General features: G+C 59.4%; 31 protein-coding genes. All 31 read right to left on the bottom strand.

Features of this window, described 5'->3' with window-relative positions; genetic code table 11:
- Nucleotides 1–11: 11 nt before the first annotated feature.
- Nucleotides 12–239 carry a hypothetical protein gene (locus H9Q10_RS05030; RefSeq protein ID WP_064105960.1) on the bottom strand — a complete coding sequence of 76 codons (228 nt, stop codon included), beginning with the start codon at nt 237–239 and terminating at the stop codon, nt 12–14.
- 10 nt (nt 240–249) lie between these two features.
- Nucleotides 250–2,085: a hypothetical protein gene (locus tag H9Q10_RS05025; RefSeq protein WP_197902919.1), complete on the bottom strand. Its 1,836-nt coding sequence runs from the start codon at nt 2,083–2,085 to the stop codon at nt 250–252.
- Between the two features lie 9 nt (nt 2,086–2,094).
- Nucleotides 2,095–2,463 (bottom strand): hypothetical protein, encoded by a 369-nt coding sequence (locus H9Q10_RS05020; protein WP_049258849.1) that lies wholly within the window; start codon nt 2,461–2,463, stop codon nt 2,095–2,097.
- Between the two features lies 1 nt (nt 2,464).
- On the bottom strand, nt 2,465–3,391 hold the full coding sequence (locus tag H9Q10_RS05015; RefSeq protein ID WP_197902918.1) for a hypothetical protein: 927 nt from the start codon (nt 3,389–3,391) through the stop codon (nt 2,465–2,467).
- Nucleotides 3,392–3,420: 29 nt separating this feature from the next.
- Nucleotides 3,421–6,918 carry a hypothetical protein gene (locus tag H9Q10_RS05010; protein ID WP_197902917.1) on the bottom strand — a complete coding sequence of 1,166 codons (3,498 nt, stop codon included), beginning with the start codon at nt 6,916–6,918 and terminating at the stop codon, nt 3,421–3,423.
- Nucleotides 6,919–7,025: 107 nt separating this feature from the next.
- Complete coding sequence (locus H9Q10_RS05005; RefSeq protein WP_197902916.1) at nt 7,026–7,430, bottom strand: hypothetical protein; 405 nt, start codon at nt 7,428–7,430, stop codon at nt 7,026–7,028.
- Nucleotides 7,431–11,246, bottom strand: coding sequence for a tape measure protein (locus tag H9Q10_RS05000; RefSeq protein ID WP_197902915.1), 3,816 nt, complete (start codon nt 11,244–11,246; stop codon nt 7,431–7,433). It abuts the gene before it with no gap.
- 152 nt (nt 11,247–11,398) lie between these two features.
- Nucleotides 11,399–12,154 (bottom strand): phage tail tube protein, encoded by a 756-nt coding sequence (locus H9Q10_RS04995; RefSeq protein ID WP_064086531.1) that lies wholly within the window; start codon nt 12,152–12,154, stop codon nt 11,399–11,401.
- 33 nt (nt 12,155–12,187) lie between these two features.
- On the bottom strand, nt 12,188–12,658 hold the full coding sequence (locus tag H9Q10_RS04990; protein WP_197902914.1) for a phage tail terminator protein: 471 nt from the start codon (nt 12,656–12,658) through the stop codon (nt 12,188–12,190).
- On the bottom strand, nt 12,658–13,107 hold the full coding sequence (locus H9Q10_RS04985) for a phage virion morphogenesis protein (RefSeq protein WP_197902913.1): 450 nt from the start codon (nt 13,105–13,107) through the stop codon (nt 12,658–12,660). Before H9Q10_RS04985 ends, H9Q10_RS04990 begins: the two co-directional genes overlap by 1 nt.
- A complete protein-coding gene (locus tag H9Q10_RS04980) occupies nt 13,098–13,517 on the bottom strand; it encodes a gp436 family protein (protein WP_193390857.1) in 420 nt (139 codons plus the stop codon). Before H9Q10_RS04980 ends, H9Q10_RS04985 begins: the two co-directional genes overlap by 10 nt.
- A 13-nt stretch (nt 13,518–13,530) precedes the next feature.
- The gene (locus H9Q10_RS04975) at nt 13,531–14,520 is read right to left on the bottom strand and encodes a major capsid protein (RefSeq protein WP_197902912.1); all 990 of its coding nucleotides are present in this window, start codon (nt 14,518–14,520) and stop codon (nt 13,531–13,533) included.
- An 89-nt stretch (nt 14,521–14,609) separates the two neighbouring features.
- The gene (locus H9Q10_RS04970) at nt 14,610–14,945 is read right to left on the bottom strand and encodes an oxaloacetate decarboxylase alpha chain (RefSeq protein WP_197902911.1); all 336 of its coding nucleotides are present in this window, start codon (nt 14,943–14,945) and stop codon (nt 14,610–14,612) included.
- Nucleotides 14,938–15,870 carry a hypothetical protein gene (locus tag H9Q10_RS04965; protein ID WP_197902910.1) on the bottom strand — a complete coding sequence of 311 codons (933 nt, stop codon included), beginning with the start codon at nt 15,868–15,870 and terminating at the stop codon, nt 14,938–14,940. The genes H9Q10_RS04970 and H9Q10_RS04965 overlap by 8 nt, the downstream gene beginning before the upstream one ends.
- A 307-nt stretch (nt 15,871–16,177) precedes the next feature.
- Nucleotides 16,178–16,366 (bottom strand): hypothetical protein, encoded by a 189-nt coding sequence (locus tag H9Q10_RS04960; RefSeq protein WP_197902909.1) that lies wholly within the window; start codon nt 16,364–16,366, stop codon nt 16,178–16,180.
- Complete coding sequence (locus H9Q10_RS04955; protein WP_197902908.1) at nt 16,350–18,038, bottom strand: phage minor head protein; 1,689 nt, start codon at nt 18,036–18,038, stop codon at nt 16,350–16,352. Before H9Q10_RS04955 ends, H9Q10_RS04960 begins: the two co-directional genes overlap by 17 nt.
- The gene (locus H9Q10_RS04950; protein ID WP_197902907.1) at nt 18,031–19,488 is read right to left on the bottom strand and encodes a phage portal protein family protein; all 1,458 of its coding nucleotides are present in this window, start codon (nt 19,486–19,488) and stop codon (nt 18,031–18,033) included. Before H9Q10_RS04950 ends, H9Q10_RS04955 begins: the two co-directional genes overlap by 8 nt.
- On the bottom strand, nt 19,476–19,694 hold the full coding sequence (locus H9Q10_RS04945; protein WP_064104659.1) for a hypothetical protein: 219 nt from the start codon (nt 19,692–19,694) through the stop codon (nt 19,476–19,478). Before H9Q10_RS04945 ends, H9Q10_RS04950 begins: the two co-directional genes overlap by 13 nt.
- A 9-nt stretch (nt 19,695–19,703) precedes the next feature.
- Nucleotides 19,704–21,335 carry a phage terminase large subunit gene (gene terL / locus H9Q10_RS04940; RefSeq protein ID WP_197902997.1) on the bottom strand — a complete coding sequence of 544 codons (1,632 nt, stop codon included), beginning with the start codon at nt 21,333–21,335 and terminating at the stop codon, nt 19,704–19,706.
- A 29-nt stretch (nt 21,336–21,364) separates the two neighbouring features.
- A complete protein-coding gene (locus H9Q10_RS04935; protein ID WP_153715161.1) occupies nt 21,365–21,865 on the bottom strand; it encodes a DUF1804 family protein in 501 nt (166 codons plus the stop codon).
- A 3-nt stretch (nt 21,866–21,868) separates the two neighbouring features.
- Nucleotides 21,869–22,078 (bottom strand): hypothetical protein, encoded by a 210-nt coding sequence (locus H9Q10_RS04930; protein WP_064087997.1) that lies wholly within the window; start codon nt 22,076–22,078, stop codon nt 21,869–21,871.
- Nucleotides 22,075–22,356, bottom strand: a complete 282-nt coding sequence (locus tag H9Q10_RS04925) for a hypothetical protein (RefSeq protein ID WP_064087996.1) — start codon at nt 22,354–22,356, stop codon at nt 22,075–22,077. Before H9Q10_RS04925 ends, H9Q10_RS04930 begins: the two co-directional genes overlap by 4 nt.
- A complete protein-coding gene (locus H9Q10_RS04920; protein WP_155733261.1) occupies nt 22,343–22,702 on the bottom strand; it encodes a hypothetical protein in 360 nt (119 codons plus the stop codon). The genes H9Q10_RS04925 and H9Q10_RS04920 overlap by 14 nt, the downstream gene beginning before the upstream one ends.
- Nucleotides 22,695–22,895, bottom strand: coding sequence for a hypothetical protein (locus tag H9Q10_RS04915; RefSeq protein WP_153717436.1), 201 nt, complete (start codon nt 22,893–22,895; stop codon nt 22,695–22,697). Before H9Q10_RS04915 ends, H9Q10_RS04920 begins: the two co-directional genes overlap by 8 nt.
- A gap of 1 nt (nt 22,896) precedes the next feature.
- Nucleotides 22,897–23,340, bottom strand: a complete 444-nt coding sequence (locus H9Q10_RS04910; protein WP_197902906.1) for a hypothetical protein — start codon at nt 23,338–23,340, stop codon at nt 22,897–22,899.
- Nucleotides 23,315–23,581 (bottom strand): hypothetical protein, encoded by a 267-nt coding sequence (locus H9Q10_RS04905; protein WP_197902905.1) that lies wholly within the window; start codon nt 23,579–23,581, stop codon nt 23,315–23,317. The genes H9Q10_RS04910 and H9Q10_RS04905 overlap by 26 nt, the downstream gene beginning before the upstream one ends.
- Nucleotides 23,574–23,963, bottom strand: coding sequence for a hypothetical protein (locus tag H9Q10_RS04900; protein WP_197902904.1), 390 nt, complete (start codon nt 23,961–23,963; stop codon nt 23,574–23,576). The genes H9Q10_RS04905 and H9Q10_RS04900 overlap by 8 nt, the downstream gene beginning before the upstream one ends.
- Nucleotides 23,960–24,181, bottom strand: a complete 222-nt coding sequence (locus tag H9Q10_RS04895; RefSeq protein ID WP_153717420.1) for a hypothetical protein — start codon at nt 24,179–24,181, stop codon at nt 23,960–23,962. The genes H9Q10_RS04900 and H9Q10_RS04895 overlap by 4 nt, the downstream gene beginning before the upstream one ends.
- Entirely contained in the window at nt 24,178–24,708 is a 531-nt protein-coding gene (locus H9Q10_RS04890; protein ID WP_153715166.1) for an N-acetylmuramoyl-L-alanine amidase, read from the bottom strand. Before H9Q10_RS04890 ends, H9Q10_RS04895 begins: the two co-directional genes overlap by 4 nt.
- 146 nt (nt 24,709–24,854) lie before the next feature.
- On the bottom strand, nt 24,855–25,340 hold the full coding sequence (locus H9Q10_RS04885; protein ID WP_049258871.1) for a Mor transcription activator family protein: 486 nt from the start codon (nt 25,338–25,340) through the stop codon (nt 24,855–24,857).
- Nucleotides 25,337–25,753 (bottom strand): gp16 family protein, encoded by a 417-nt coding sequence (locus H9Q10_RS04880; protein ID WP_197902903.1) that lies wholly within the window; start codon nt 25,751–25,753, stop codon nt 25,337–25,339. The genes H9Q10_RS04885 and H9Q10_RS04880 overlap by 4 nt, the downstream gene beginning before the upstream one ends.
- Between the last annotated feature and the right edge of the window lie 27 nt (nt 25,754–25,780).

The raw sequence follows: 25,780 nt of genomic DNA, 5'->3' as shown, positions 1-25,780 counted from the left end.
CTTCGGACGACCTACAGCACAATATCGGTTACGCGGTGCGCCGGCGCTTCGCCGAGGATGCGACCGCTCTTGGCATCGTAAAACACCTTTTTGCCCACGGTGGCGCTGCCGGTAAGCACCACTTCGGCGCCGCCCTGCGTAGTGGCGGCATAGCTGCCGCCGCCGCGCTCGCCGGTGATGGTGGCAATGCCGGTTTCCTGTCTGCCAAACAGGGCTTCAAAGGTATTTTTCAGGTTCATTTTGGTAGCCTTATTTGTCCAAATAGCGGTCGATGGTGAGGGTCTGCCACAGGGCAATCGCGCCGTTGCTGTCGCGCGATACCTCCAAATCCACACCCTGCACCACACCGCGCCAGCGGCCTGTGGGCTCGTTGAACTGCCAAATCTGCCCCAGTTTGGCGCGCGGCAGGCTGTACTCGTCGGAGAGCGGCAATTTGACGGTCTCTGTCTTGTGCGTGCCGCTGTCGCTCAAGGCGGCCGTGCCGGCGGCTCGACACACGGGCAGGTCGGTGTAGAGCGGGTGGATGAGTGAGGGAGCTTCGGCACTGCGGTCGGCATTGTTGCGGTACACGTCGGCACCCACGCCGTTGGCATGGTCTGCCCAAACCAACACCCGCTCGTAGCGCGGCTGGATGCGCTTTTGCCCGCTGACGGACACAATCACGCTGTCGGGTACGGTTACATCGGCCACCGGCACATCCAGCTGCCAGGCGGGGGTTTTCCAGCGGGGGCGCAGGGAGAGCTGGGCGCGGCTGGGATGGCTCTCGACAAAGCCGCCGGCGGCGGAGGCGATGTCGCGCAATACGTCCATCGGGGTTTTGTCGCCAATGGAATAACTGCCGCCCGGTATCAGCCAATCCGGAATATCCCAAAAGGTCAGCGTATAGGGCAGGAATTGCAGCTGCTCGGTGGCCAGCTGGCGGGCATACAGGCGGCTCTGCACCACGCCGCTCTTGGTTTTGGCGTAGTCGGCGGCCAGGCGGGCGGTCACGCTGCGGCCGCTGACGGTATAGGTACGGCGGCCGAACTCGCGGTTGTCGCTGTAATCCTCGGCCATAAAGGCAAACGGCTCGCCGTTGATGGTCAGCGTGATAATGGCTTCTTTACCGCGCTCGCGCTCGTCCATTTTCAGGGCGGCGAAATCATCGGGGTACAGGGTCACGCTGCCCTGCCAGCAGAAGCTGCCGGTGTCGGTGCGCAGGCGGGCGGAGAGGGCTTGGATGGGCTTGCCGTCTGCCTCGGCGGTTACTTGGATGTGCATAACGTATCCTGTCAGGATGGGAATGGACGAGGTATAGCCGCAGGCGAAGGGCAGCGGCAGCATCGTAGGATGGTGGCGCACATGGCGGCGCAGGAAATTGAGCTGCAGCTTGTCGCCGGGCGGCACGGGGCCGCAGGCACGCGGCAGGCGCGGCGTAGGCGGCGGGTCGGGCAGCGGCTGCGGGTAAAACTGGCCGGGCGGGCGGCGTGCCGGGGTGGTGGGGAAATAGCGGCACATCTCCTGCGTACGCGGCAGGCCGTACAGCTTGGTGCAGGCTGCCTGAAGGCGGGCGGGCCGGTGATGGACGTAGCGGCAGCCGTAGCGCGGGCGGGCGGCGGGAATCACCACCGGACTGCACCACACCAAGGGCGGCGAGATACCGAACGGCACACTGCGGCAATGCGCCAGCCGTTGCGGGGCACTGCTGCGGTTTGCACCGCAACCGGCCAGCACCGGGGCTTGGCTGATGCCGACACGGCGGCAGGCCTGCAGGCCGCGCAGGGTCTCGACCGACAGGGACAAACAGGACACCACGCCGGAGAGCGTGCCGTAGCGGGCGGAATACGGCAGGGCGACACCATGCGGCCGCCCCTGCCAGCGCAGGCAATGTGCCTCGTCGGCCACGGCATCGGTGTGCCAGCGCCAATCGGCGGCCACCGGCACACGGCGTGTTTTGGGATCGTCCGGTTTGGGCGGCGGGGTAGGCCCGGGTGACAATGTGCCGAGCTTGCGCACGAAGGCCAGCGGCAGCTTGTCACCCGGCTGCGCTTTGATTGCCAGATTAAACGGCAACGGCAGCGTGGCGGAGGTGTGTTTGTCGGTCATTTGCTCGGATTAGGGTGAGGGGGCGCTGTCGGCTGGTTTAACCCAATCCCATGCCACCGGCTCCCAGCGTGCCTCATGGTCTACCGCCATCACGATGTAGTCGAGTTTGGGGTCGAGATGCGAGAGCAGATAGGTGCCGTCCTCTTTTGACCAGGTATCGCGTACCAGCCGGAAATTGTCGCGGCGCAGGCACAGCACACGACGCGAAGCCGGGCGGCCGTCTACGGTAACGATGCCGCCGGCGGTGCCGGCAAAGTAACCGGTGCCGCCGTTGACGGTATCTTTAAACAACTGGCCGGACGGGATGATTAGGCGCAGCGGCTGCGGATGACGCGGCGGGGAATAAATCCGCAGTCCGGACGGGATTAACAGATTCATGTCAGGCGCGCCAAGCGGTAGTGTTGATGAGTATGATATTACCGGAGTCGTTATTTACATCGGATATACCACAGTTGATAAAGTGGTCATCACTGCCGACAAAATTACCCATATCAGTCCATTCCTCTACCGCACTTAAATTATTGGCACACCAATAACACCCGGGCAGCAAACCTCGTAGAGGAATTTTAGTCTCTCCGTTGTCTATCCTTTCGTTAAGGTAGCATTCGCTAATGGACAAACCGTTGGTAATTAGATCCGGGAAATCCTGCCTCTGAAAAGTAGCACACAGCGAGCTCATGATTGCGGCAACACCCATGGCCACCCCGTTAAACGATTTGGCCAACGTAAAGGAAGTGCTCCCGGTAGAGCCATTCGCACCTAAAACCCGGGGAGCCATATAGCTGCTGTTAGACATCTGGAGGCTGGTACCGTCGCTGGTATAAAACATGGCACAATTGCCGGTATCACCCGCAGCCAGGCTGGGAAAATCGCCGAACCAAAGAAGTCGCGACTTGACAGAACCTTTGACCAGTAAGGCAAAAGCCCTACCGTGTCCGATCAACATCCAGCGGTTACTGCTTAACGGGCTGCGCCAATATTGGAATCTCTTACTGGTGTCCGCGATTACTTTTTTCGCCTGATCCAAACCAACCGGCTCAACCAGCATGGCCGGATCGGCATAACTGGTGCCGGTATTTTTGATTTGTAATGCCGTATTGCTCGCTTTGGGGTCTTTACTGCGGAATACGGCCGAAGTCGTATCTTCTGCTTTCATTTCCCAACCTAGGGAGGCTTGACTGCCATACCCCTCAACCAGGCAGGCCTTGAGTACGGTTTTCAGGCTGCCGGCAGCATTGGTCAGCTGCGGCGCATTGGTATCGGTACTGCGGTACACGCTCACCGGTTTAAGCTCGGTTTGAATCATGGTTAAACTCCTGTTAAATACTGGTTAAATCAAATATCGACGGTGTTGCCGCGCAGGCAGCCGGTGAAGCCGTCCTTGGTTTTTTGTGCAGTAGGCGACGGCTGTACGGCACGCAATATCCAAATCGGCCACGGCGTGCCGAAAGTGTTGAAGCGCACACAGTTGCCGGCCATCCAGCCGCCACCGAAGGCAAATTTGGGCAGGGTAAAATACGGTTTGCCGGTGGCGGGGTTGGCGGGGGCGAGGTCGTTGAGGGTGTCGCCCTGCAATACCAAGCCCAAATGCTCGCCGTACAATTTAAACTGGCTGTCGCTGTCGAACAAGATGAGCCAGCGCTCGGTAATCGCGCCCGCGCTCACCAGCTTAATCGGGTAGTCCTTGACGTTGAGTTTGGCCAGAATCGGGTCGCTGTCTGCCCTATCCAACCATTTCCTGCCCCAAGACTGCATGGCGAACGGCGCGGTATGGCGTACGAGCAGGTCGCCGGCCACCAAGGCGGAAGACACATAAGTGCCCTCTTTGGGGTAGGCGCGGGCCACCTGAAACTGCAACTTGAGGCGGCCTGAAATATCCACATTGACCACGCGGTTTTCTTCCTCTTGCGCGGTGTGGGCGGTGAGCGGCATGGTGTGGCCGCTCAAATCCAGCGGGTCGGCCCACGTCAGTTTGCCCTGGCGCAGGTCGATGTCGTACTTGCCCGCATCCACATGCACCCCGGCGGCATCCACCACGCTGGCGCGATCGATGTCGGCACGGCCGAGCGATACGGTTTGGCCGGCGGAATGCGCACTGCCCAAGTCATGGCTGCGCTTGTTGCCGATCACAATCATGTCGCCGCGCCTAAAAATCGGCACTTTGCCGTCCGGCGGCAGGCGTACCGCATCGATACCGATGATGCTGCTGTCCAACGGGATATAGGACTGCGATACCACGTTAAAGCGCAGGCTTTCTGGGGCGAACACCTCGGCGCACACCACCCGGAAAAACCCGGTCTCGGTGTCGATGTGGCCGGTAATCTCGCCGGTGATGCTCTCGTCGGCCTGTGAAGTGCCGGTGCGGGTGTGGCCGGCAGCCTCGGCGTACACGGTAAAGCTCTGCGGTTTGACCGGGGCGGCGGGGGTGCGGCCGTAATACTGCTTGAGCCGCATATCGGCCAGGCTGTACACACCCGCCTCGATAACCACATCGCCGGAAGCGCCGGCATCCTTAAATACCAACTCGCCGCTTAAGGCATCCAAATAACCTACCGCCTCGCCGTTGCCGGTTTTGGGGTCGATGTTTTTGTACAGGGTGCCGTCGCGCTCGATTAAGCGGGTGCTGCCCAGGCGGAATACCCATGAGTTGAGCAGGCATTGGCGCGGCCACGGCTTGTTTTGCAGCACATTGGCTGCCTGGCTGTTGTTGGACAAGGTCAGGGTCAGACGCCGGGTGGCCGCACCGGCGGCGATGTAGGACACGGTGGCGGCAGAAACCGATGCGCTGTATTTGCGCTGCGGCCCGCCGTCGTCCACTACGCTGATACTGATGGGTGTGGCCTTGTTGTCGATTTGGTGGTCTTGGTAGCGGATATGCCGTGCATCGCGTGCCAGCGCGGCCAGTGGAATGCTAAACGTACCGGAAACGTAGTTGATGGTAGCGCCGGGCAGCTTTTTGCCGTAGAGCACCAAGCCGCCGTTACCGTCATCGGAGATAGCGTGGGCGTAGGCACGGCGGCTGGAATGGGTGCGCGTACCACGGCGGGCGGACTGGCCGAAGCCGTTTACTGCCGACCAGTCCCAATAAGACTTGCTCTCGCTCTCGGAAAACGTGGCGGTTACCTCAATCAGCACCGTGCCGGCCTGACAGGGGCCGATGGTACCGCCGACCAAATCGGCATTGGTGGTGAGCGCCATCTGCTTGACCGTACGCTGCTCGGTGTAAACATCAGCGGTTACGCTGTAGGCGGCATTGGGGGCGTTTTGCAGGGTGATGATGCCCTGCGCATAATCCACCGCGCCCTGCACGTCGCCGCTCAACGCGCCATTGCTGTCGGTAGCGCTCTTACTGCCGTTATGGCTCCAACCCAGGCGCAGGGTGCCGGGCTTGATGTTTTGCAGGCTGTTGTCGGTGAGGCGGCTGGTGGGCTGCATCGGCGGCAGGGTAACGGTGTTGCCGGGCTCCTGCCCGTCAATAGCTTTAAAAGCATCCAAGGGCGACCAGGCGACTACAATTTTGCTGTCCACATCAGGCTGCGCAGGCAGTGAAATCAACACCGATCCGCTGCGCTCGACCCGGCCGCGCACGGTGCCGTCGGCATCGCGCAGCACATAATCGCCGCTATCGGTCAGGGTGTACCAGTTGCCGCCGCTGATAAAGGACACGGCAGTCGCACCGGGGGCGGGTTTGGGACGCAGCAATGGCGCCCACTCCGTACCCTGATTGGTGTCGTCCACGTTGATGATGGCGGTATAGTTGGCCGCACTGTAGCGGGCGGCAGGTACGGCCAGCACCTCCAAATCAAAGCCGCTGGCGGCGCGGATCACGCCTTTTTCGTAGTCCACCGCCAACACGTCGCCACTGTTGTCTTTTTTCAGGTGGCCTTGGCCGTCGTCGGTGTAACCGGGCAGCTCCACCGTGCCTGGCTGTACGGATGACTCCAGATAGATGTCGCCGCTGTAGCTGCCGGCAATCTGCGCCATACGGCGGCGCGGGGCGGTCGGAATCCACACCCCCGCCCCGGTGGGGAACTGGTCGGCAAAAGCGGTCTCGATGATGGAGGTCGGCACCAGCTTTTCGTAGATTTGGTCGACCTGAATCATGCCGGATTGGGCGGTAATCGGTGCGGCCAGCGGGCGCACGCCATAATAGCTGGCGGTATCGGCCACCTGCGTTTCCAGCAGTTGGGAGGGCGGGTTGGCGTAAGTGGGCGACGGATAGGCCACGCCCGGGAAATCGTGAACCAACGCATCGGAAATCTCCATTTTGACCACGCGGCGCTGGAACTCTTTGCCCTCGGGGGTCTCAAAGGTGCGTACCTCGTGCTGCACGTCCATCACACGCATATATTGCTGGGCGGTGGCGGATTTGAGGCAGTAGCGTTGGCCGACCACGGGCAGGGTCTGCTCGGGGCGTTGGTAGGCCTGCACTATGCGGCTGCCGCGCAGCTGGTTGCCCATCAGGGTCATCGGGCCCTCAATCGTCGGCACGCTGTAGGCCTCGATACGCGGCATGATTTCCTGCCGCTCCTCACCGTAATGCCCGGCGCGGGCGCACAGATAGGAGACGTTGTCGGCCTTCGGCGGCTGCGAAATGATGAAATGCGCGCCGTACAAGGGCTCGGCATCGTTGCGCAATACGCCGGGGTAAATCAGGCGCGCATCCACGCTGCCTAAAGTGCGGTCGACATCGGACACCGGGGAGAACAGCTCGTTATCCGCGCCGGTGAGCGGCGTGCCGCGCATCAGGCCGCCGCCGTCCGGGGTGTCGGTCAGGCGTTCGGACGGGTAGATTTTGAGGTCTTGCTGGGTGAGGCGGGTAGTTTGCGGCATGGCATAAATCGGGATGGTTTACAGGTAGCCTGAATGATAAAAAACACCCCTCGAAGGGGTGTCGGTAAGCGTTTCAGCACGCAATTTAACCCGGGTTTAAATCAGGGTTAAACCGTCATCAGCAGAATGCCGAAGGTGTAGCGGTCGTCCTCGGCCTCGGGGGTGGCGTAATGCACCGGCTCGGCCTGGCCGAATACTTTGTCGTGCAACCGGAAAATCACGTTAAACGTGCGGCCGTCATAATGATGCAGGGTCAGCTGCAGGCCGGGGACGTCCGACCACTCGCGCAGGGTGCGTAGGGTGGTGAGCCCGTGCCATACCCACTCCCCCTCTAAGCTGATGGGTCGGCCGGCCAGTTTGAGCCCCTGCTGCACCAGCACCGCGCCGCCCAAGCTGTACACGGGCGCAATCTGCGCCACCGCCGACCACTCGAACTCATCCGTCCAGCGCATATCCTGCGGCAGCTCTACCGCCGCACCGTTATCTTGGCGTACTAATTTCCACGTACTCATTTATTGGCTCCTTTTGATTTCGTCCTGCAGCCGTTGCAACAGGGTTTTTATGGTTTTATCCACCAGCACGTCGTCGCGGCCGCGCAGGGCATCGGCCAGCTGCCGTGCCGCTTCCTGCGTACCGTCGAGCGACACGCGGGCTTCGCCGATCTGTAACACCTGCTGCTGCACCGGCGCGGCAGGCGCAGCTTTGGCCTCTTCTTTGGCTGCCGCCTCTTCGGCCTTGCGGATGCGCTCGGCCTCGGCCTGTTGCTGTTTGGCCTGATACAGGCGCTCCTGCAATTCCACCGCCTGGCGGTATTCGGCCACCGCCTTGCTGTTTTGCGCGCGCTCGGCCTCCGCCAGTTTGAGGTTGAGCTCGCGTAATTTGTTTTCCTGTTCCAGTTCGGCCTTTTTGGAGGTGTCGCCGGAGAGTTCGGCCAGCTCGGCTTCGAGCGCGGCACGGGTGGATGCTGCCTCGTCCTGCAAAGCCTGTATCTTGTCACGCGCCTTGTCGATGGCGCTGTTGAGCCCGGACAGGGTGGTGTTGTCCAGTTTGGCAAACTCACCGGCAGCATGGCCGGTGGCCACCGACAAATCCTCCAAGGTAACCGTGCCCGCCTCGACCTTGGCGTTGAGCTGTTCGGTCATCGCCTTGGCACCACGCAGCGACTGCTCGTAATCTTTGATCATGGCAATGCGCTGCCGCCATGCGGCATTGGCACCGGCAAACGGCTGGATGGCCGCGCCGCGTACCTCTTTGAGCGCATCGCGCAACTTCTGCGCCGATTCGGCGGTGTGCAGGTTGGCGGACAGGATGTCAAAAGTAACCGCCTTGTAGGTTTTAAGGCCGCCTGAAGCCTGTTGTGCCGCTTGGGCGGTGCTGCTCATGGCCTCGGACTGTTGTTTGGCCGCAGCGGCGCTGCGGTTGATGGCCGAGGTTTGGCGGTTGGCAGACGACTCCACCGTCTGCGCCAGCTGAAGCGAAGTCTTGCCGGTGTTGTCCATCTCCAAGCGGTAGCCGTAGAGGGCGGCATTGCTGCGCACCCAAGCCGCCATCTGCGCGTCGCCGGAAGCCAGTGCGGCATCGGCGGCGCGCTTGAAGGCGTTGTTGAGCGTTTCGGTGCTGGCTTGGCCGCTGGCCTTGGCCGTCTCAAAGGCGGACTGCATATTGCGCGCGGCCAGTGTGAGCGACTCCTTGGTTTGGATACCCAAGCGCTTAAAGGCAGCAGTTACGGGGTCAACCGTACCTTTGAGCTCCTGCAAACGCAGGTCGGCATCGATGATGCCCTGTTCGACCTCCTGCATGGAGAGCCGCCCCTCTTGGCCGAGTCGGGCGAACTGCTGCTTGACCGCCTGCAAGTCGGCTTCGTTAGCAGCAGTCTTGAGCATACCGGCCATCGCCTGGCGCACCAGTGAGGCGGCATTGATGCCGCTCTCCTGCATCTCCTGCCAGCCGCCGCGCAGTTTGTCCAAATTGCCGAGCATCGACTGCATGGCCGGAGTCGGCTCGCTCATCGCGGCACGCAAATCCAAACCCAAGCCGCTGGCCGCGCCTTTGGCATCGGCTAAGGCTTTGGATACTTGGCCGACATCCTGTGCGGTGGTTTGCGCAGCCAAACCGGCATCGCGCAGCGGTGCGGTGATTTTGGCCGCCACTTCGGTTTCGCCACCGATATTCACAAAGGCTTTTAGCCATTCGTCTTCCGCCTTCTGCGCGGCCGCGGCGGCTGCCCCGGCGGCACGGTTGGCTTCCTGCGCCTGTTTGGTTGCCATCTGCTCGGCAGCGGTGCCGATGGCGGCATTAGCCTTATCCTGCGCCGCCTGCGCTTCGGCAGAGGCTTGGATGGCAGCATCGGCGGCGGATTGGTAAGCTGCCCGCGCCTCTTGCTCCAGCCGCTGATAGCGGTCTTGTTCGGTTTCCGCACCCTTGCGGATGGCTTCGGCGGTCTTGGACTCAAACTCCATCGCCGCCTGTTCGGCTGCGGCATAGTGTTTTTCGGCGGCGGCGGTCATCTCTTCGGCGGCGCGTTTGTACTGTTCGGACACGTCACCGGTAGTGATTTTGGACAGGGCCTCGCTGATTAAGGCCGCGCCCTGAATTGCCGCCCCCGCCATCAGGTCGATACCGATACCGATGCCGCTGATGCCGTCGCGCAGGATACCCAAGGCGATATTGACGCTGTTGATTAGGCCTTTGATAAAGTCGAAATCCTCGGCACTGTTACCGGCCAAGGTAGAGATACCGCCGCCGATGCTGTTGATGACATCCAGCACGGTGTCTAATAAATCATAGACGGCGACCGCGCCCTCTTTGATGGCATCGTAGGCGGAAACAAAGGTGTCTTTCAGGCCGCCGGATACGGTGGCATCCATGCCGTTGATGCGCTCTTCCAACCAGTCCAGCATTTCGCCGACGTCTTGCAGCACCGCAATAGCGGCTTCGGCCACGCCGCCTTCGCCGAAGCCGTTGAGCAGCTCGGCGAAGCGGTTTTTAAGCAGGTTGATTTGGCCGTTGAGCGTTTCCACATTGCGGGCGGCATCGGCGGCAAACGCCTGCTCCAAGGCCGCGCCGAATTTGGGCAGGAACTCTTCGGCACTGATGCCGGATTCGACCATTTTTTCCAGCTCGGCGGTGGTGACGCCCATTGATTTGGCGGCAATCGCCATTGCCGGAGAGAGCCGCTCACCCAACTGGCCGCGCAGCTCTTCCATGCTGACTTTGCCCTTGCCGGCGATTTGCGACAAGGCAAGGAACACGCCGTTGGCTTCGTCTGCCGACAAGTTCATGGCGGCGACGGCATTGGCCACGCCGCTGAAAATCTGCTGGGTTTGCGCATGGCTGATGTTGAGGTCTTTGGTGGCGGCGGCCAGCTGGGCGTAGCCGTTGGCGGCGCTGACCATATCCAAGCCCAGGCGCTCGACCACGCCGCGCACAAAATCCAGCTGCTTGCCGCCCTCTTCGGCACCGCCGAAAGCGTAGTCCAGGCGCTTGCGGATTTGCTGGAACTCTTGAGTCTTATCCAAAATCGCCTGTACGCCCTCTTTGACTGCGTACAGCCCGCCACCAACCCCGGCGGCGGCCAGCCCGGCCGTGCCTAGGCCTTTGAGCGAGGAGGCAATCGGACTCATCTTGCCCGGCACACCATCCAGTTCGGCCTTGAGTTCGCGCAGCCGGGCCTTGTACAGCTCGGTGGCGCGGGCGAGCTGCTGCTTGGTCAGGGTGCCGCTGCTGCGCAGGGTACGGTAGGCGGCGGTGGTGGCGGTAATCTCGCGGCGTACCCGGTCGTCCACATCCAATCCCAGCCGTACGCGGGCGGCAGCCGTCGACTTGAGGCGCTGCGCCTCGACAGTTAATCCGTGCAGTTTGGCTTCGGCGGCTTTGGCAGCCTCACCCAAGCGCGCCTGCTCTTGGTGCAGGTTACGGGTTGGCAGCTCGGCGGCGCGCATCTCGTTGCGCACCCTTTGCAAACTCTGCTGCAACTCCGATTGTTTATCCTTGAGCCGCGCGGCCTTTTGCGTGGCCGCATCAAACTGTCGGCGTAATGCCGCCGACGGGTCGGCCTGCATCCGTTGCGCCAGCGTATTGATGTTTGCCTGCGTAGCGGCCAGCTCGTCAGCCAAACCGCGCGATTCGGTTTTGAGCTCGCGGAAACGGGCAATCAATGCCTGTTGCGCCGCCACCCGCTGCCACGCCTCGCCCAAAGATTTACTCTGTTCGCGCAGCTGGGCGGTGTCGCCGCCCATCGCTTCGATTTCATCGGCCAATTGGCGCAGGGTTTCCGCACCTTCCACGCCAGCCTTGATTTTTAAGCCTGCTTCGATCTGTTTTGCCATTTTTTGCTCGCACTTGTCGCCATGATGGCGCAGTATGGGTTTCAGGTAGCCTACGGGTGGCGGTAAGCGCTTCAGCACCTATGGCGCCCGTAAAAAAAGGCGGCCGGGAAGGCCGCCGAAGTCTCGGAGTATTGCAGAGGTAGGGATAGAGGTTAGTTAAATTCGCTGTAGCTGTAGGAGGATGGATAACCGGCCACCAGCACCGTGTTGCCGGAAAAGCTGGCGCTGTTAAAGTCGTCGGCAAACCAATCCAGCTCGGAATCGGAGGCAATCACGGCAGACGGGATGTGCAGCTTGCCCTCTTTGCCGTTCACACGGTTGGTGGTGTCGACCATGATTTCCAAATCCCAGTCGCTCACCTTGTCGGCATCAATGTGGAAACCGCCACCCGCCTTAGTGGTGTGGGTAATTTTGACCTCTTCGCCGTCCTGCACGGTGGTGCAAGACTCTTTGACCAGTACCAGGCCGATATTGGCGTTGAGTTCGTAGTCGGCTTCGTCCACCTTGGTGCCGGCGGCGTTTTTGACAATAACCTTGGTCGGGTCGAGGTTGGCGTGGCCGAGGCTGATCCAAATGCCTTTTTTGGTAACGGTGACCGGCTGGTCGGTGGTTTTGACCGCAGAGGCATCCACTACGCTGTCGGCACCCATCAGCACCATTGCCAAATTGGTCTTGTCGAAAGTATCCAGGGTAAAGGACACGGTGGTCGGTTTTTTAATGGTGATGGTATCCAGCGCCTGTCCGTAGCTGCCTTTCTGCTTGCTGGTACGGGTTTTCTTTTCGCTCTCGGTCTTGAGTTTGAGGGCGGTAACGTTGCCGATGGGCAAAAAGCCGGTATCGGGCAGGCGGCGGTTGCGCGCCATCACAGTGCCTTCGACAATCAGGCCGTCGTCTTGTAAACGGGACATTTATTGCTCCTTTAAACGTGGGTTAAACGGGGGTTAATCGGCCTTGGCGCGCAGCACCACGGGCACGGTAAAGCTGATCGGGAAAAACACAAACTTGTCGTTGTATTCGATAGCGGGCGAAGCGGTACGCTGAAACGGCCCGGCCACATATTCGCGCCCGGCATCCCACCCCTGAAACGCCTGCTGGATAGCGGCCAGTGTTTGCCCGGCCTCATACAGGATGGGTTTTTCGCCCGGGTTATGGCGGCACAGGACAAAAGTAAAGTACAGGGTTTCCTTCATCATGCGCCCGCCGCCGGCGGAATCGTCGGGGCTGTTGCCGCCGAATACCACATACACCGCGCCGTCCACCGCAGCCGCCATGCGGCGCTTGTCGGCAGTATTGAGCAGGTGGTTGAGGTCGCCCACCTCGCGTACCGACTTCACGCCGGGTACGGTTTTCATGCGCTCCAATATGCGCGGGTACACCGCCAGCAGGTTGCTGTGCATTGGCAAATCGGCCATTACGCCTCCTCAATCAGGCCGTTGAGCCAATCGGCCAACAGCTCGTCAATATCGCGGTAGTCCTTATCGGACAAACCCAAAAACGGGCGGGCTTCCATCCGCTGCGTACCTTCCTGCAGCCAGCGGGCGTAGAGCATGACCGAGCCGATAATCACACTGTCGGCCGCCGCCTCGTGGGTAATGCTCTTGAGCAGGTTGCCACGGTCTACCAAAATACCGCCGCGCGTTTTGCCGCTGCGGCTGGTTTTGGCCGCGATGGTACGGGCAGACAGCGGCTTCCAAGGGTCGCCTTCCGGCGTAGTTTTTTCCTCGGCAATGCGGCGGCGGGTGCTACCCTCCACCAAACCGCCGATGGACGACATAACCGGGGTCAAATCCTGCAACCGTCCCGCCAGCCGGGTCAGCTGCCTGGCTAAGGGCGGCAGGTCGGTTTGGATTATCATCTGCATCTGGGTGCAATCTCCCAGTTGTCTTCGGGCACATTGGGACGGACGGCACAAGCCGATGGCTTGGCATCAGCCACCACTGCATCAGGGTCGAGCAGGCGCGGATTGCGTACCACATCACGCAACCAGGCAATCGCCTGCTTGTAGCGGTCTAAAACCACCTGTGTTTCGCCGTTGTCGTGCAAGTAGTAGCGGGCGATGTCGCACACTTTGATCACCAGCACCTTGGGCGGCGAGGGCAGCACCAGCCCGGCGGCTTGGATGTAGGCCGCCGTTTCGGCTTCGGCGTCTTCGATGGCGCGGTTGAGCACCTCGTCATCGATAACGCCCCTGCCTTCACGGTCGGTCAAAACCACCAATTCGCCCTCGCCGAAGCGGTCGATGAGGTCTTGTCGGGTAATGATGCTGCTCATTTTTCAGGTAGCCTTAAACGGTCAGTGTAGCCACCAGCTCGGGGCGCAATACCAGCGGCAGCGGGTTGGATTGGGCGCGCAGGCTCCAGCCCAAATCGTGGCGCAGTTTTTCGCGGGTGGCGTAGTACGGCAGAGCCTTGGTGTTTACGGTCTCATTCATATCGCCAGGCGCGAAGAACTCGGCATAGAGCTTGTTGCCAACCGGTAGCAGGATGGCCTCTTCCGGTTTGATTTTGGCCGCCTTATTGCCAAAGTCGCCGGTGTAGTGGATAAACTTGATGCCGTTGTGTTCGAACTCGATGGGGTTGATGCCGTTGCCTTCGCGATAGGCGGCGCCGTCGCGGTAACGCTCGTACATGTGCTTGATGGATTCGTGGTATTTCAGGGCGGCCAAGAAATCAATGCCACAAAGAGCCACCCAGCCCGTCACATAGGCACCTTTGAGTTTAGCGCGCTGCTCGGCCAGCGTTTTGTCGATAACTGCGCCTACTTCGGTGGTATTGGTATCCAAAGCCCAGTCGTAGGTTTTACGGGTCAGGCCGAACTCGTTGTAGATGTTGTACAGCTCGCTGCCGTCGGCATCCAAAATCTTGCCGCACAAGGCACCCAGCATCAGGTGTTCGCGGGTCATTTCGAGGTTGTTTTTGGCATCAGCCAGCTTGTCGGTTACCTTTTCTTGCACGGTTTTCGCCTGCGTACCGCCGAAAGCGCGCACGTTTTGCACGTCGTCGGCGCGCACCACGTCGTTTACCGGCAGGTGCGGAATGCGGAATGTGCGGACGGTACGGGTTTTATCGGACACCGGCGCACCGGCTACGCCGCGCTCTTTGCTCTGCACCAGTTGCAATACGCCATTGCGGTTTTCCACATCCACATAGGTGGTGGTGAGGTATTGCGGGGTAAAAATGCCTAAATCGCGGATTTGGGTGGGTACCGGCTCAATAGTATTGACGGCTTGAGTCAGCGCTTTGATGCCGAACTTGCTGTTATCGGACAATGGCATGGGATATTCCTTTGCTTAATGGATAGTGGGGCGCAGGCAGCGGATACAGCGCCGCCGTGCGCATTTCAGACAGCCTTTTTCAGGCAGCCTTATTTAGCCGGAGTGCCTTGGTAGACGATGCCGTAGGGGTCGCCGTCTTTCTGCAGGCCTTCGAGGTTGCCGCCGGTGGAGGCTGCGGCATTGACATCGGTCTCTTTGACCAGAGTCAGGTCAATTACGCAGTTATGCGGCTGCACCTGCACTTTGCCGTCCTCTTCGTTGGTTAATGCCAACAGTTTCTTGCCGCGCAGCGGGTATTCGACAAACGTGCCCATCTTGGTGCCTTTGGTAGCGGGCACACTCGCGCGGGTCATCGGGGTAGCTTCGTATTTCAGGAAAGAGCCGGTAACCGGGCCCAGGGTTTGCGGATTGGTTTTTTCAGACATATTGGCCTCCAAAAGAGCCTTTGCTGGTGGCGACGGACAGTTTCACGCCGTCGGGGGCGTCCTGCTCGGCAGGCGGCTTGGTATCCGACAACAGCGCGGCAGGCGGGGTTTGCTTGCCTTCGGCCTGTGGCGTATGCAGATCGGCCACCATTGCGGCCAAATCATCGTCACCGGCAGACAGCAGCGCGGTATAGGTGGCGGCGGATACACCTACGAAGCCCTCACCGTCCGCTTTTTCGGCAAAGCCGGCGGCGGACAACTTGGCGTTTACCTGCGCCTTACGTTTGGACTTTTTCAAATCGGCGTTTTCCTGTTTCAGGGTTTCGACTTCCTGTTTGAGTTCGTCAAACGCCTTTTGCTCTTCAGCATTCATGCTCAACTCCTGGGGTTGGTTGGGGGTGTAATCAAATGGCTTGCCGTTGCTCAAAGCCACGGCGGATGTGTTGCCGTCCACACCGACGGGCGTAAACGACACTTCGCGGATGGTGCAGTCGCGCATAATCAGCGCGGGCCCGGCCACCTCGTGTCCGTTGACCGACAGCTTGGCACCGGCGGCCAACTCCTCGTAGCGCGCGGCCTGCACGTACGCAGACATTTCCCAAGGGAATTCGCGGTCGGAGGCATCGGCCACCATGTTGCCGTACTCGTTGTCCAGCAGCTCGCCTTCGGCAATCAGGCCTTCGGCGGTCACGCTCAAGGTGCAGACACCGGCCACCATGTGGCCGTTGTGCTCCACCAGTACGGCAGTTTTGGGCTTGTAGGTCAGGTTGGCGAAATCAACCGCCATCTGATAAGAGCCGTTGCCAAATGCACGGCCGGAGTTGGCCACGCCCTTAAAGCGGCGCGGCTGGTCTGCGGTCGGCTGCAAAAACTCGGTATCGATGCCGGCGGATAATTTGATAGTGAGTGGGGTTTTGGTATCCATTGCCGCATTGTGCCTGCGCACATGGGCAGGGGCGGCTTGCCACGGTTCAGTGCCTAAGATTTAGGCTTGAAATTACAAAGCCGCCAAAAACGCGATTTAAAGCGTTTTGACGGCTTATGGTAGGCTAGGGTATAGGCGGCGCGTTTGTCGCAATCCTAGGTCGGTTAATGGTCGGTTAATGGCGATTTTGGAGATTGAGTCTCAGACTGCGAATACAGTTTGAGCGAAATGAGTGGGATCGTGAGAGAGAACCGGATGGTTCAGAGATGACAAACCCGCCAGTTGCAGGCGGGCTTGAATTGGTATTTTAAGCAGCTTCGTCTTCTGTGCTTGTGTCGCTTGCTTCGGAGGCTCTCATAGCACGAAGTTTTTCGCCAACAGTCATCCGGCTGGCTTGTTGTAATAACGGCTCTTCCAAATCAGCCAGCCAGCGGTTGAATGCTTCAGGATTTTTAAGGGACTCCCAAACCGCCTCATCTTTACGCATGATAGACATGGCCGTCTCCTAGGCTAAGTTGCACAATCTTTGTTTTATTATGCACCGTTTCTGCCACTTCCTCAACAGTAATATAGTGATGGTCATTTTCTTGTGTATGCGAAATTACACGATAAACGGCTTGGCGTGGTAATAAAACCTCATTCTCGGTAGAGAATCGTGACAGCCGGCTGACATCCACCCCGCTACGGCCTTTAATGGTAATTGTTACGTCGCCTTTGGGGAAAGAACCCTCCGTTTTGCTAGAGCTGGTGAAGTTGCTGTATCGCACCAAGCCGCCCGGTTGGTGTGCTTTCAAGAAGGCTTCAGCATCAGGCATGCCTCTTTGTTTCAAATACCGTACCGTCTCCCCCTGATAGGTAGGCGCTTGGCTTAAAGCAAAATCCAAAGCACGGACAAGCTGTAGAGCTGACGGGGTCAACCTGGAAAGGTCGCCCTTGCTATGAATTAATTGGTTATTTACCAAACGATATCCGTTACTGGTAGTGTAAAGAAAAATAGCATGTCTATCAGCCAAATCGGTTGTACCGAAGTTTGCACGCCGGAAAGAGGCGACTTTACTTTTCCAATCCTTCTGGTCTTCAGCTGACATTAACGGGCTGCTCAAGCTTTTTATCTCATTTGTTTTAAACTTGATGAGTTCTTTGTCTGAAATAGGATTGATTTGGACGCCTGCCTTCGTATATTCAAGAAGGTAATGCTGCCCATCCTGTTCCACCCATTCAACCGACCCGGCCTTCCCGACCGGCAACACGCCGATTTGGTGCCCGCGCCCGGCATATTGGTACACAAAGCCCTGCGGATCGGGCAGCCCGGCATCAGACAACACGGTCAATGGTGGGGGAGCACCGAAGAAATTGGGGCGCTCCAACCGTTCGGCTACATGGTCATCAGCAGCCTCAATCAGTTTTGCTAAGGCGGCCTTACCGTGTTTATCCGCCATCAGCGCCTGTAGTGCGCCCAAGCGGTCGCCGTGGTTATGCGCGAAGCTGGGCGTGATGTCGGCAGGGATCAGTACCGTTTGCCCGGTGCGCGGGTTGGTAAACTCAACCATATCCACATCCGGCTCACCGCTGATACCTTCGCGCTCGGCCTGTTTGCGGGATAGCTGGCTCACGCTGCACTGGCAGCCGTAGCCGTTGGGCGGGAAAATCTGCTTCCATATCGGGTGCTCCACCGGCAACACCAAACCGTAGTAGCGGCGGTGGCTGTCGCGCGGCTGCCCGGCGGCGCTCTTGTTGTAGCGCAGGTAGGGCAAGGCCTTTTGGTTGCTTTGAATGCGCGCCCATTGCCCGGCCGCGAAGGCGGTGGCCATATTGGTCTGAAAAATCACACGCAGGCGGCGGGTGCTGCCCAACTGTACCAATTTGGCCACCCCATCCACGGGGTCGGTCATCACTTGCTCGCCCCACCAGCCGCGGCTCATCAAATAGGGTTTTAAACGCTGTTTAAACACCTCAAACGAGGTACCGTTGCGCTGTGCGGTTTCAACGGCATCTTTGACCTCGGCGAGCATATCGGCATCCATCATCTTAGCCACGGTAAACGCCACCGCGTGCTGGTACAGCCACACATCGTAGTGGCTGAAGCCAGGCAGTAGTTTTTTGCTGTGCAGGAACTCCAAGGCGGCGCGGTCAATTAGGCCCGTCGGGTTAAATACCGGGTCACTCATCGGTCACTCCCATGTGGCTGTCCGCACCGTCGCTCCACGAGCGCACGCCGTCGGCCACCAGCCGCTGGATGAGCAGGTTGTCAGCCTCATCCAAATCCAAGCCGGACAGTCGCTCTTCAAACGCGGCGTAATCCTTGCTCTCGGCCAAGGCGGATAGGATGGCATCAACTTTGGGGCGCATGATGGTGTGCTCCACCGTATCCGGCGCTGGCAGCTGCGGCGCGCTCAAGCGCACGGCCAGTTTGGCGGCGGTAGGCTGGCCGATTTGCGGTGCGGGGTCGACCAGCTCGAAATGCCCGGGCTCGAAACCCAAGATATCCTTGTAGTAATCTTCGGTCAGGCGCAGGCGGCCACTATCTAAATACTGCTTGTCGCGCTCGGCGCGCTGTACATCTACCTGCACCTGCCGATTAAATTCAAACCACACGCCTTTCGGTGCGTTAATGGTTTTGCCGTACACGGCATTGACCATAACTAGCGCGTCCACCAGATGCTGCGCCGCCTGCTCGAGCAGGCCGAGATAAGAGTCGATGCGGTCGCCGCGCGCCTTCTCTTCGGTTTCCTGGGCGGCGCGGCTGCCGGTTTCGAGGTCGGCAGTGCGCACCTTACCAAGCAGCACTTTCTGGATGCGGGCATTGGCAAGGTTTTCTAAGCGTTTGAAGGCTTGGCCGTCGGCGCTGTTTTGCAGCATCTCCACGCTGTCTTCGCGGTCTACCGACATCGCGCCGCCGGAAAGCATGGTGAACAGCTTGTCGGTAAAGCTCCGATGGCGGTCGTTGCTGCCGTCGGCATTAATTTTGCCGACCAGATAAGGCTGGGCGTAGCGCTTGATAAACTGTGCGGCGTACACAAAACCACGGCTGCGCAGCGATACGGCGGGATAGAGCCTTGCCGCCGCCATCTCGCCTGCGGGGTTGCGCGTGGTGGCGCGGTTGGTCAGCAGCAAATGCAGTACACGGGTGTCTACCAGCTCGTCGCCGCTGTCGCCTTTGTACAGCAACGTGCCGTCATAACGCGGGGTATATCTGTCCAGTTCATCGCCCTTGTTGCTCACCCGGTCAATGCTTAAAAAGCCGTCTTCTTCACGCAGATACACATAACGCGCCACACCGTAACCGCTCAATTTGGCTGTCAGTACCACCTCGGACAACACCGGCAGATAACGGCGCACGACGCGCCACAGGCGGTCGCGGTCTTCGTCGGACAAACCCTCGCCATATATCCTCCACGGCCGCGCCAGCATGGCGGCGCGCAGGTCTTCGCAACAAGCCTCCACCTCATCATCGGAGATAACCGCCTGCAAGGCCTGCTGGCGGCTGATGCCCAACCGGGCCAGCAGCTGGCTGTTGCTCTCGCAGCTGGCGATCAGCTCGTCCAGGCCGCCTTCGGTGGCGTCGGTCAGGACTTTTACCGTGGTTTTAATGCGTTGTGATTTAATCAGGCCAAACACTGCCCTCTCCCTTCATTCGGTAGCCGCCACGTCAGGCGGGCGGCGTTGTATTCGATTTCTCCGGCGGTCAACATGGCGTCCAAGGTAGCGCGCACCGCCGAATAGCGCTCCAAGCTGTAGCCCAGCCCGTGGCAAATCAGCATGGCGGTACACTCTTTACGGTAGAGCATGTGTTGCAGAATTTTGTCGCGCAGCAGCTGATCCATAACATCCTCCTACCATCCGTCCGCCCACGACTCGTCGCCGTATTGCGGCAGATGAATCACCTGCGCCGCATTGCTGCGGTTGCCGGTGGTGGCCACCATCCACAGCATATGCAGTGCATCGGGGCCGTCATCGTGTTCCGCATCCGGGAAATGCCGTAGCTGCTCAATCAGCTCGCGCTGCTCCTGCCGAAACTTAATCAGGCCGTTGGCCATGTGCGGCTGCAGGCTCTCGATACGCAGCGCTTTGTCGCTGTTGGGCTTGATGCCGCGCGCGGGCACGGTGTAGCCGGCACGGGCGGAGCGTTTGACCAGTTCGTCTTTAAAAAACTCTTGGAATTGCACGGTCTCCACCGCCCACACTTGGCAGTGGTACTCTTTTTGCAGGGCGATCACCTGCTCGATAATCAGGTCGGGCACACGGCGGCGGATATTGGCTACCTGCACAAACAATGTGCCGGTGCTTTGCTGGTATGCACCGACCAAGATAGCCGACGGGTCGCGGCTGCGGCTGCTCTTACCCAAAGACGGGTCGACCGCGCCGTAGTACACCACGTCCGGCGGCAAGTCTTTGTCTAGGTAGTAGCAGTGGTCGACCAAGTCGGCAAAGGGCGAATCCTCGCCGCTGGCCGGGTCGTTTTGATATTCGCAGGCAAACGCCTGGCTGCCGATTTTGGCGCGCTCGATCATCAAATCAAGGATGTCGCGCGCCGCCCACGAGGTCTGCGCCCCGGCCTCCATCTCGGCCTGATGGGCGCGGTAAAATGCCATCGCCTCATCGCGGCCGTGGGTTTTCCAGCGGATTTCCCACTCCTCCCACAAATCCATGCGTTCCGGCCATGTTTTGATAGCCTTAAAAATGCGGCCGTGCCAGAACTTATTGCGCAGGGTCTGTGCCAGTACGCTGTCGTAATGCAGGATGGTGCCGATGTAGATGATGTCGTACTTCTTGCCCACCCCGCCTAACGGGGTGATGGTTTTTTGCAGCCAAGACAGCAGCTTCTTGCGCTGCTCGGGGTTTTGCACCTGCTCGTCGTTTTCAATATCGTCGAGGATACAGAGGTCGGGGCGGTAGGGGCCGTGGCGCATACCGCGCAAGCGTTTGCCGCTACCGGCCACCTGCACTTTGACGTTATTAGCGGTAATAACCGTACCGGCCTGCCACACCCGCCCCTGCCCGGCGGCGGCCGGGAAATCGGTGGCGATGCGCGGGTTAAACTCCAGCTCGGCCTTGATGGTCTCCAACATGGGGTAGGACTGGTCAATGCTGTCCATCACGATAACGGCAAATTTGGTCTGTCCGGTAACGATGCGCCACAAGGTATAGAGCTGGGTCACAATGGTAGATTTAGCTTCGCCGCGCGGCGCAGCAATAGCCTCCGAGCAACGCTCCGGGTTGGCTGCCACCGCAGGCAGCAGCTCGAACAGGTATTCGTGTAGCTCGGATTTGGTTTTGTGCTGGATATAGTGCGGGAAATAATGGGTGACAAAATACTCAAAGCCGCTCTTCGGATCAGACACCGCCTTACGGCGCGCCAAAATGTCTTCAGTCTTGGTCGAAAAGCCGTCCACCTCCGCCTCAATCATGCGGCGCAGTTGAGCGGCGTACTCGGCCAATTCCTTGTGAAAATCCTTGGCCTTCATGTTAAATTGCGGTTTCATCACTCATTCCTTCAGGCAAAACGCCGCTCTACTTCGGGTGCGAACTCCTCAATCAGCTCGATAAAATCCATCGCCACTGCCGGGCGTTTTTCGCGCACGAACTCGCCGAATGCACGTACGGTTTCCATCGCCACTGCTAAGCGGTTGGTTTCGGGCAGCACTTTGGCGCTGGCGGAAACGGATTTATTAAAGGCATCGGCTAACTTGGTCAGGGTCTCTACCTTGTTCTCGGCATCCATGTCCTCTTTGAGATTGATTTCTTCGACCACCTTTTGATATTGCAGCAGCAGGCCGGTAAAGATGGCGCGGCTCACTTCCTCCGCCCCGCCGGATGCCATCACGTGGGCGGCCTTGACCTTGTCCCAATCGTCGCCCTTGGCTTTGTCGGCCTGCTTCCATTTGCGCGCAGTGGCCACGGGCACATCGGCCTGCAGCGCGGCCAACTCAAGACTAAGTTGGTCGAACACATACAGGCGGCGTACCTTGTCGCGGGTTTCTTGGGGTCTGGCCATAGCTTAAATTCCGAATTTGGCGCGCAGGAATTGGATGGTGACGGCGGTAATGCCGCCGGATACGGCACCGGTTACCGCTGACGTGCGGCGGCAATCGCGGTGGATGTCATCCATGCGGCGGTTCATTTCTTCCTGCATTTGGATGGTGAGTTCCTGTTTGGCGCTGATTTCTTCCAGTTTCGCCAACACCGGGTCTTGGTAGGGGTGGGTCATTTGTCGGCCTTTCGGTCCAGTTTGTCGTTGACCTCTTTGAGGTCGCTTTTGATTTCGCGCAGTAATTCCAGCACTTCGCCCTTGTGTTCGCGGGCTTCGAGCTTGGTTTGATAGGCTTTTTCCACCTCGTGCAGGCGTTCGCGCAGGGCTAGGTTGTCGGTCTGGACGGCATCAAATTTGCCGTCCACTTTGCCGATGTAGCGCCACAGCACCGTCATCACGATGCCGACGGCACCCTGAAACACATAATCGATGGTTAAAAATTCAGCGGCCATCATCGTCTCCATCAAATACCACGCAGCAATCGATGCCCTCATCGGTGCGGCTGCTCACATGCAGGCACGGGCGCTTGTCCTGCACATCAAATTCCACGTCTCCGCATTCGGCCAGCGCGGCCTTGACCGCCTGATACTGCTCTTTGAGCGGGATGCGACTGGGCAGCACGGTAAACACCACGCCGAAATTAGGCGTCATCCCCATACGATAGTCCCAGCTGCCGGCCGACAACTTGCGCTCCACCGCCAGTACAAACGGCTCCTGCTCGCGGGCACGGGCAAGCCGCATCTCCATACCGGCGTGGCACACCGCCAAGCGGTGTTGCACCAATTCGCGGTATCTACTCACGATGCGCCCCTTGTCCGTTGCGGTACCACTGCTGCCAGCCGGAGGCCTGCGCATCGCGCTTGCCGCACCATGCGCCGTACTCGGCGGCGTGGTTGAGCAGTGCCTCGGGGCTACCTGAAGCGGGCGGCGCTGGGCGTTCGTACTCTGCCAACAGTTCCGCCGGAGCAGGCGGCAGGGTGGGCTTTTCGACCACTTTAATCGGCGGCGTAGCCGAGGGCTTGGCGGTAGAGCCGCAGGCCGTCAGCGCCAAGGCCGCTATGGCAGCCGCCAGTGCTCTTTTGGTCGCGTGCAATCGCATGGGGTATCTCCTGTTTGATATGGGTGGTTTTGCTATCCAGGCGGCGGTTGGCAGCGGCCAACTTGACCGTTTGTTCCTGGGCGTAATCAAACCAGCGTTGTTTTTCGGCGGCCACGGCGGCCACTTGGGCGCTGTAGGCCTGTTCGGCCTTGAGCTGCGCCTCCTTGTACTCCGCCGCTACCTTGGCAGCTTCCGCCACGGCTTTGGTGTCGCGGTTTTGATAGCCTGCGCGGTAGCTCATTGCAGCCAATGCGAGCAGGGCAAGTATCGGCAACAGCCGTTTAAACAGGTTGTAACAGCCGGTTAAAAACGGTTTATTCAGCAGCATCATCGGGATCATTTGCTTCCTCTTTTCTGATGGCGGCCACCTGCGGGATGATGGAAAGGCCGCGCTTGCCTAGGGCATAACCGCCGACCACAACCCCGAAGCACCACCACATCCACTCCACCGGCTCGGTGGCCGTTAGAAACTTGTAGGTCATGGAGCCGAATGCCACATTAGCCCAAATCTTGGTGTGGGATGCCTGGCCGGTGGCGGGGTTGGTAAACATACCGGCCAGCCAGCTGCAAAATTTATTCATGGGTCGCCTCTTGCGCTTCGGCGGCGGCCTGTTTTTGCACATAGGTGCGCGGTGTTTCGGCAAAGGTGGCTTCAGACATCGGCGTAAATTCGTTGCCTTCCTGCTGCGCAGATTCCGCGGCGGCCTGCCGGTCTACCCAAGCCTTAAATTCCGTCCAAGAACCGAACTTAGTTTCCCGTGCGTCTGCCCATTTGTAAGCCATCCCGCAAAGCCAACTCAGGAAAAGCAGGCCGCTGACAAACGTCCACCAATTTGAGCCCCGGCTGATGTACACGCAAAATGCCAGCATCAGGCCGGTGCATGCCTGGCGGATAATGTTGGATTTCAGGGTTTCCGTTTTGTCAAAAACCACGTAATTGTCTTTTTTCAGGTTGATTTTCATCTTCTTGCCTTTCTTTGTTTCAGGTTGCGTGCCTTGCGGGCGGCACGTTTGACCGCCGCCGTGCCGGTGTGGTGCCAGCGGGCAGGCGGGATACCGTCGAACTGCACAGCGCGCGGGCGCGGCAGGTTGTACAGACTGTTGCCGGCAGGCAGGCTGCCCAGTGCCAGTGCAATCAAGGTTTTTTCGATGCCGCTCATGGCTTTGCGGATGCCGCTCATTTCGCCACCTCCGCCAACACTTCGGCCACGGCTTTGGCTACCAGCCATTTTTTATCCTGCCAAACCGCCAATTCAGCGGGGTTGCTGATAAAAAACAGCTCCAAGATGATGCCGCCGTTGCGCACGTAGCCTAAACGGCTGTGCTGGCCGCTGCCCTCGTTTTTCCAGCCGCCGTCCGTGCCGCGCGTGGGGATGCCCATCACATCGGACACCGCTTTGCACAAGCGTTGGCTCAAGGCGCGGTCTTTGGGCTGGGATAAGGCTTCGCAGCCGCCTGCCGTCGGTTTCGGAAAAGCATTGCAATGAAACTCCACCGCGGCTTTACTGCCGCTAATCAGCTTGATGGCGGCGGGTAACGGCAGGTTGCCCTTGCCCTCGCCGTCGGTTTTAACGGCAATGTCTTTTTGGCGCAGGTAGAGCGCCACCATATTGCGCATTTCCTGCGCAATATCGGCTTCCCTAAACAGGCCGTTTACCGCGCCGGGGTCTTTGTTGCTGTGTCCGGCGGTTACTGTAATCACTGACATATCTATCCTTCTCAAACAGTTAATCGGCAAAGATTTATTAGCGGTCTACAGTATGCTTTGGCGCGTCGGCGGGGGTGGCTTGCCCTGCTTCAGTGCGCAAAAAAAGCCCGCCGTAAGGCGGGCAAAGTCAGGCGCGTGTCAATCAATCAGGCAGCAAACAGGCTGGCTTGCGCGGTGGATTTTGGCGGGGCGATATCGGTGTTTTTCATGATTTCCCACACACGCCGCTCGGTTAGGCCGTAATCCAAGGCCAGGTTGCGTACCGCCAAATAGGCTTTCATCGGGTAAAGTTCCTGCCCGGTCAGGCGGTCGAAATCGCGGCGGATGGCGCGGTCGCGCATCTCACGGAAGGCATCTTCGCACTTGGGCACGTAAAAACCACGCTCGGCCAGATACATGGTTTCCAACTGCTGCGCCAATTCCTCGGTACCGACGATTTCCACCAGCACGGCATGCAGTTTCTTGCCCGCGCCGCGGCGGTTTTGCCCGACCGGGAAAAAGGTGCCGCCCCAATGGCGTACCAAGTCCCAAGCATTGGAGACACCCACAACCCGCACCACCGCCCAAAACGCTTCGGGAATCAGGTGCTGCACGTCTCTGAAATCATCCTCGGAAAACTCAATCTGCCTCATGCGCTCCTCCTTTCCGCTTTGCGTTTGTCGGCATAGATTTGCAGGGCGGCCACCAGGCGGCGCATGTGGTCGTTGGTCAGCCACTGCACCTGATCCACCCCAAACATGCGCTTGGCCATGCCGTGAGCGTAGTTCCAAGACTTGTCCAGCTCGGCGAGCAATGCGCCGATTTTGCGCATCATCGGATCAGCAGAGCTGCGGCGGTGCGGGTAGCGCCCGGCACGGGAGGTGCTGCGAGCTTTGCGCTGCATCTCGTCGGCCACCTTAGCCAGCTCCTGCAGCGACATCTTGGCGCACGAGCGCTTGCCGGTGATGCGCTCCAGCATCATGCGGTAGGCGGTATCGTCCAAGCCCTGCTCGGCCTGCATAATATGGATTTTGGCAATCAGCCTTCTGCGGGTGTCTTCTGCCATTTCTGCACTCCTTCAACACTTAATGTC

The sequence above is a fragment of the Eikenella glucosivorans genome, from assembly GCF_016025525.2.
Classification (GTDB): domain Bacteria; phylum Pseudomonadota; class Gammaproteobacteria; order Burkholderiales; family Neisseriaceae; genus Eikenella; species Eikenella glucosivorans.
This window is presented reverse-complemented; position numbering and strand designations above follow the sequence as displayed.

Coding starts and splice junctions, on each gene's coding strand:
- H9Q10_RS05015 (WP_197902918.1), bottom strand. CDS start 3,391: ATGATTCAAACCGAGCTTAAACCGGTGAGCGTGTACCGCAGTACCGAT.
- H9Q10_RS05000 (WP_197902915.1), bottom strand. CDS start 11,246: ATGGCAAAACAGATCGAAGCAGGCTTAAAAATCAAGGCTGGCGTGGAA.
- H9Q10_RS04970 (WP_197902911.1), bottom strand. CDS start 14,945: ATGTCTGAAAAAACCAATCCGCAAACCCTGGGCCCGGTTACCGGCTCT.
- H9Q10_RS04910 (WP_197902906.1), bottom strand. CDS start 23,340: ATGATCCCGATGATGCTGCTGAATAAACCGTTTTTAACCGGCTGTTAC.
- H9Q10_RS04935 (WP_153715161.1), bottom strand. CDS start 21,865: ATGGCCAGACCCCAAGAAACCCGCGACAAGGTACGCCGCCTGTATGTG.
- H9Q10_RS04890 (WP_153715166.1), bottom strand. CDS start 24,708: ATGTCAGTGATTACAGTAACCGCCGGACACAGCAACAAAGACCCCGGC.
- H9Q10_RS05030 (WP_064105960.1), bottom strand. CDS start 239: ATGAACCTGAAAAATACCTTTGAAGCCCTGTTTGGCAGACAGGAAACC.
- H9Q10_RS04975 (WP_197902912.1), bottom strand. CDS start 14,520: ATGCCATTGTCCGATAACAGCAAGTTCGGCATCAAAGCGCTGACTCAA.
- H9Q10_RS04900 (WP_197902904.1), bottom strand. CDS start 23,963: ATGAAAATCAACCTGAAAAAAGACAATTACGTGGTTTTTGACAAAACG.
- H9Q10_RS04930 (WP_064087997.1), bottom strand. CDS start 22,078: ATGACCCACCCCTACCAAGACCCGGTGTTGGCGAAACTGGAAGAAATC.
- H9Q10_RS04885 (WP_049258871.1), bottom strand. CDS start 25,340: ATGAGGCAGATTGAGTTTTCCGAGGATGATTTCAGAGACGTGCAGCAC.
- H9Q10_RS04980 (WP_193390857.1), bottom strand. CDS start 13,517: ATGAGCAGCATCATTACCCGACAAGACCTCATCGACCGCTTCGGCGAG.
- H9Q10_RS05025 (WP_197902919.1), bottom strand. CDS start 2,085: ATGACCGACAAACACACCTCCGCCACGCTGCCGTTGCCGTTTAATCTG.
- H9Q10_RS04895 (WP_153717420.1), bottom strand. CDS start 24,181: ATGAGCGGCATCCGCAAAGCCATGAGCGGCATCGAAAAAACCTTGATT.
- H9Q10_RS04905 (WP_197902905.1), bottom strand. CDS start 23,581: ATGAATAAATTTTGCAGCTGGCTGGCCGGTATGTTTACCAACCCCGCC.
- H9Q10_RS05020 (WP_049258849.1), bottom strand. CDS start 2,463: ATGAATCTGTTAATCCCGTCCGGACTGCGGATTTATTCCCCGCCGCGT.
- H9Q10_RS04945 (WP_064104659.1), bottom strand. CDS start 19,694: ATGGATCAGCTGCTGCGCGACAAAATTCTGCAACACATGCTCTACCGT.
- H9Q10_RS05010 (WP_197902917.1), bottom strand. CDS start 6,918: ATGCCGCAAACTACCCGCCTCACCCAGCAAGACCTCAAAATCTACCCG.
- H9Q10_RS04925 (WP_064087996.1), bottom strand. CDS start 22,356: ATGATGGCCGCTGAATTTTTAACCATCGATTATGTGTTTCAGGGTGCC.
- H9Q10_RS04960 (WP_197902909.1), bottom strand. CDS start 16,366: ATGTCTATCATGCGTAAAGATGAGGCGGTTTGGGAGTCCCTTAAAAAT.
- H9Q10_RS05005 (WP_197902916.1), bottom strand. CDS start 7,430: ATGAGTACGTGGAAATTAGTACGCCAAGATAACGGTGCGGCGGTAGAG.
- H9Q10_RS04985 (WP_197902913.1), bottom strand. CDS start 13,107: ATGCAGATGATAATCCAAACCGACCTGCCGCCCTTAGCCAGGCAGCTG.
- H9Q10_RS04990 (WP_197902914.1), bottom strand. CDS start 12,658: ATGGCCGATTTGCCAATGCACAGCAACCTGCTGGCGGTGTACCCGCGC.
- H9Q10_RS04965 (WP_197902910.1), bottom strand. CDS start 15,870: ATGGATACCAAAACCCCACTCACTATCAAATTATCCGCCGGCATCGAT.
- H9Q10_RS04880 (WP_197902903.1), bottom strand. CDS start 25,753: ATGGCAGAAGACACCCGCAGAAGGCTGATTGCCAAAATCCATATTATG.
- terL (WP_197902997.1), bottom strand. CDS start 21,335: ATGAAGGCCAAGGATTTTCACAAGGAATTGGCCGAGTACGCCGCTCAA.
- H9Q10_RS04995 (WP_064086531.1), bottom strand. CDS start 12,154: ATGTCCCGTTTACAAGACGACGGCCTGATTGTCGAAGGCACTGTGATG.
- H9Q10_RS04955 (WP_197902908.1), bottom strand. CDS start 18,038: ATGAGTGACCCGGTATTTAACCCGACGGGCCTAATTGACCGCGCCGCC.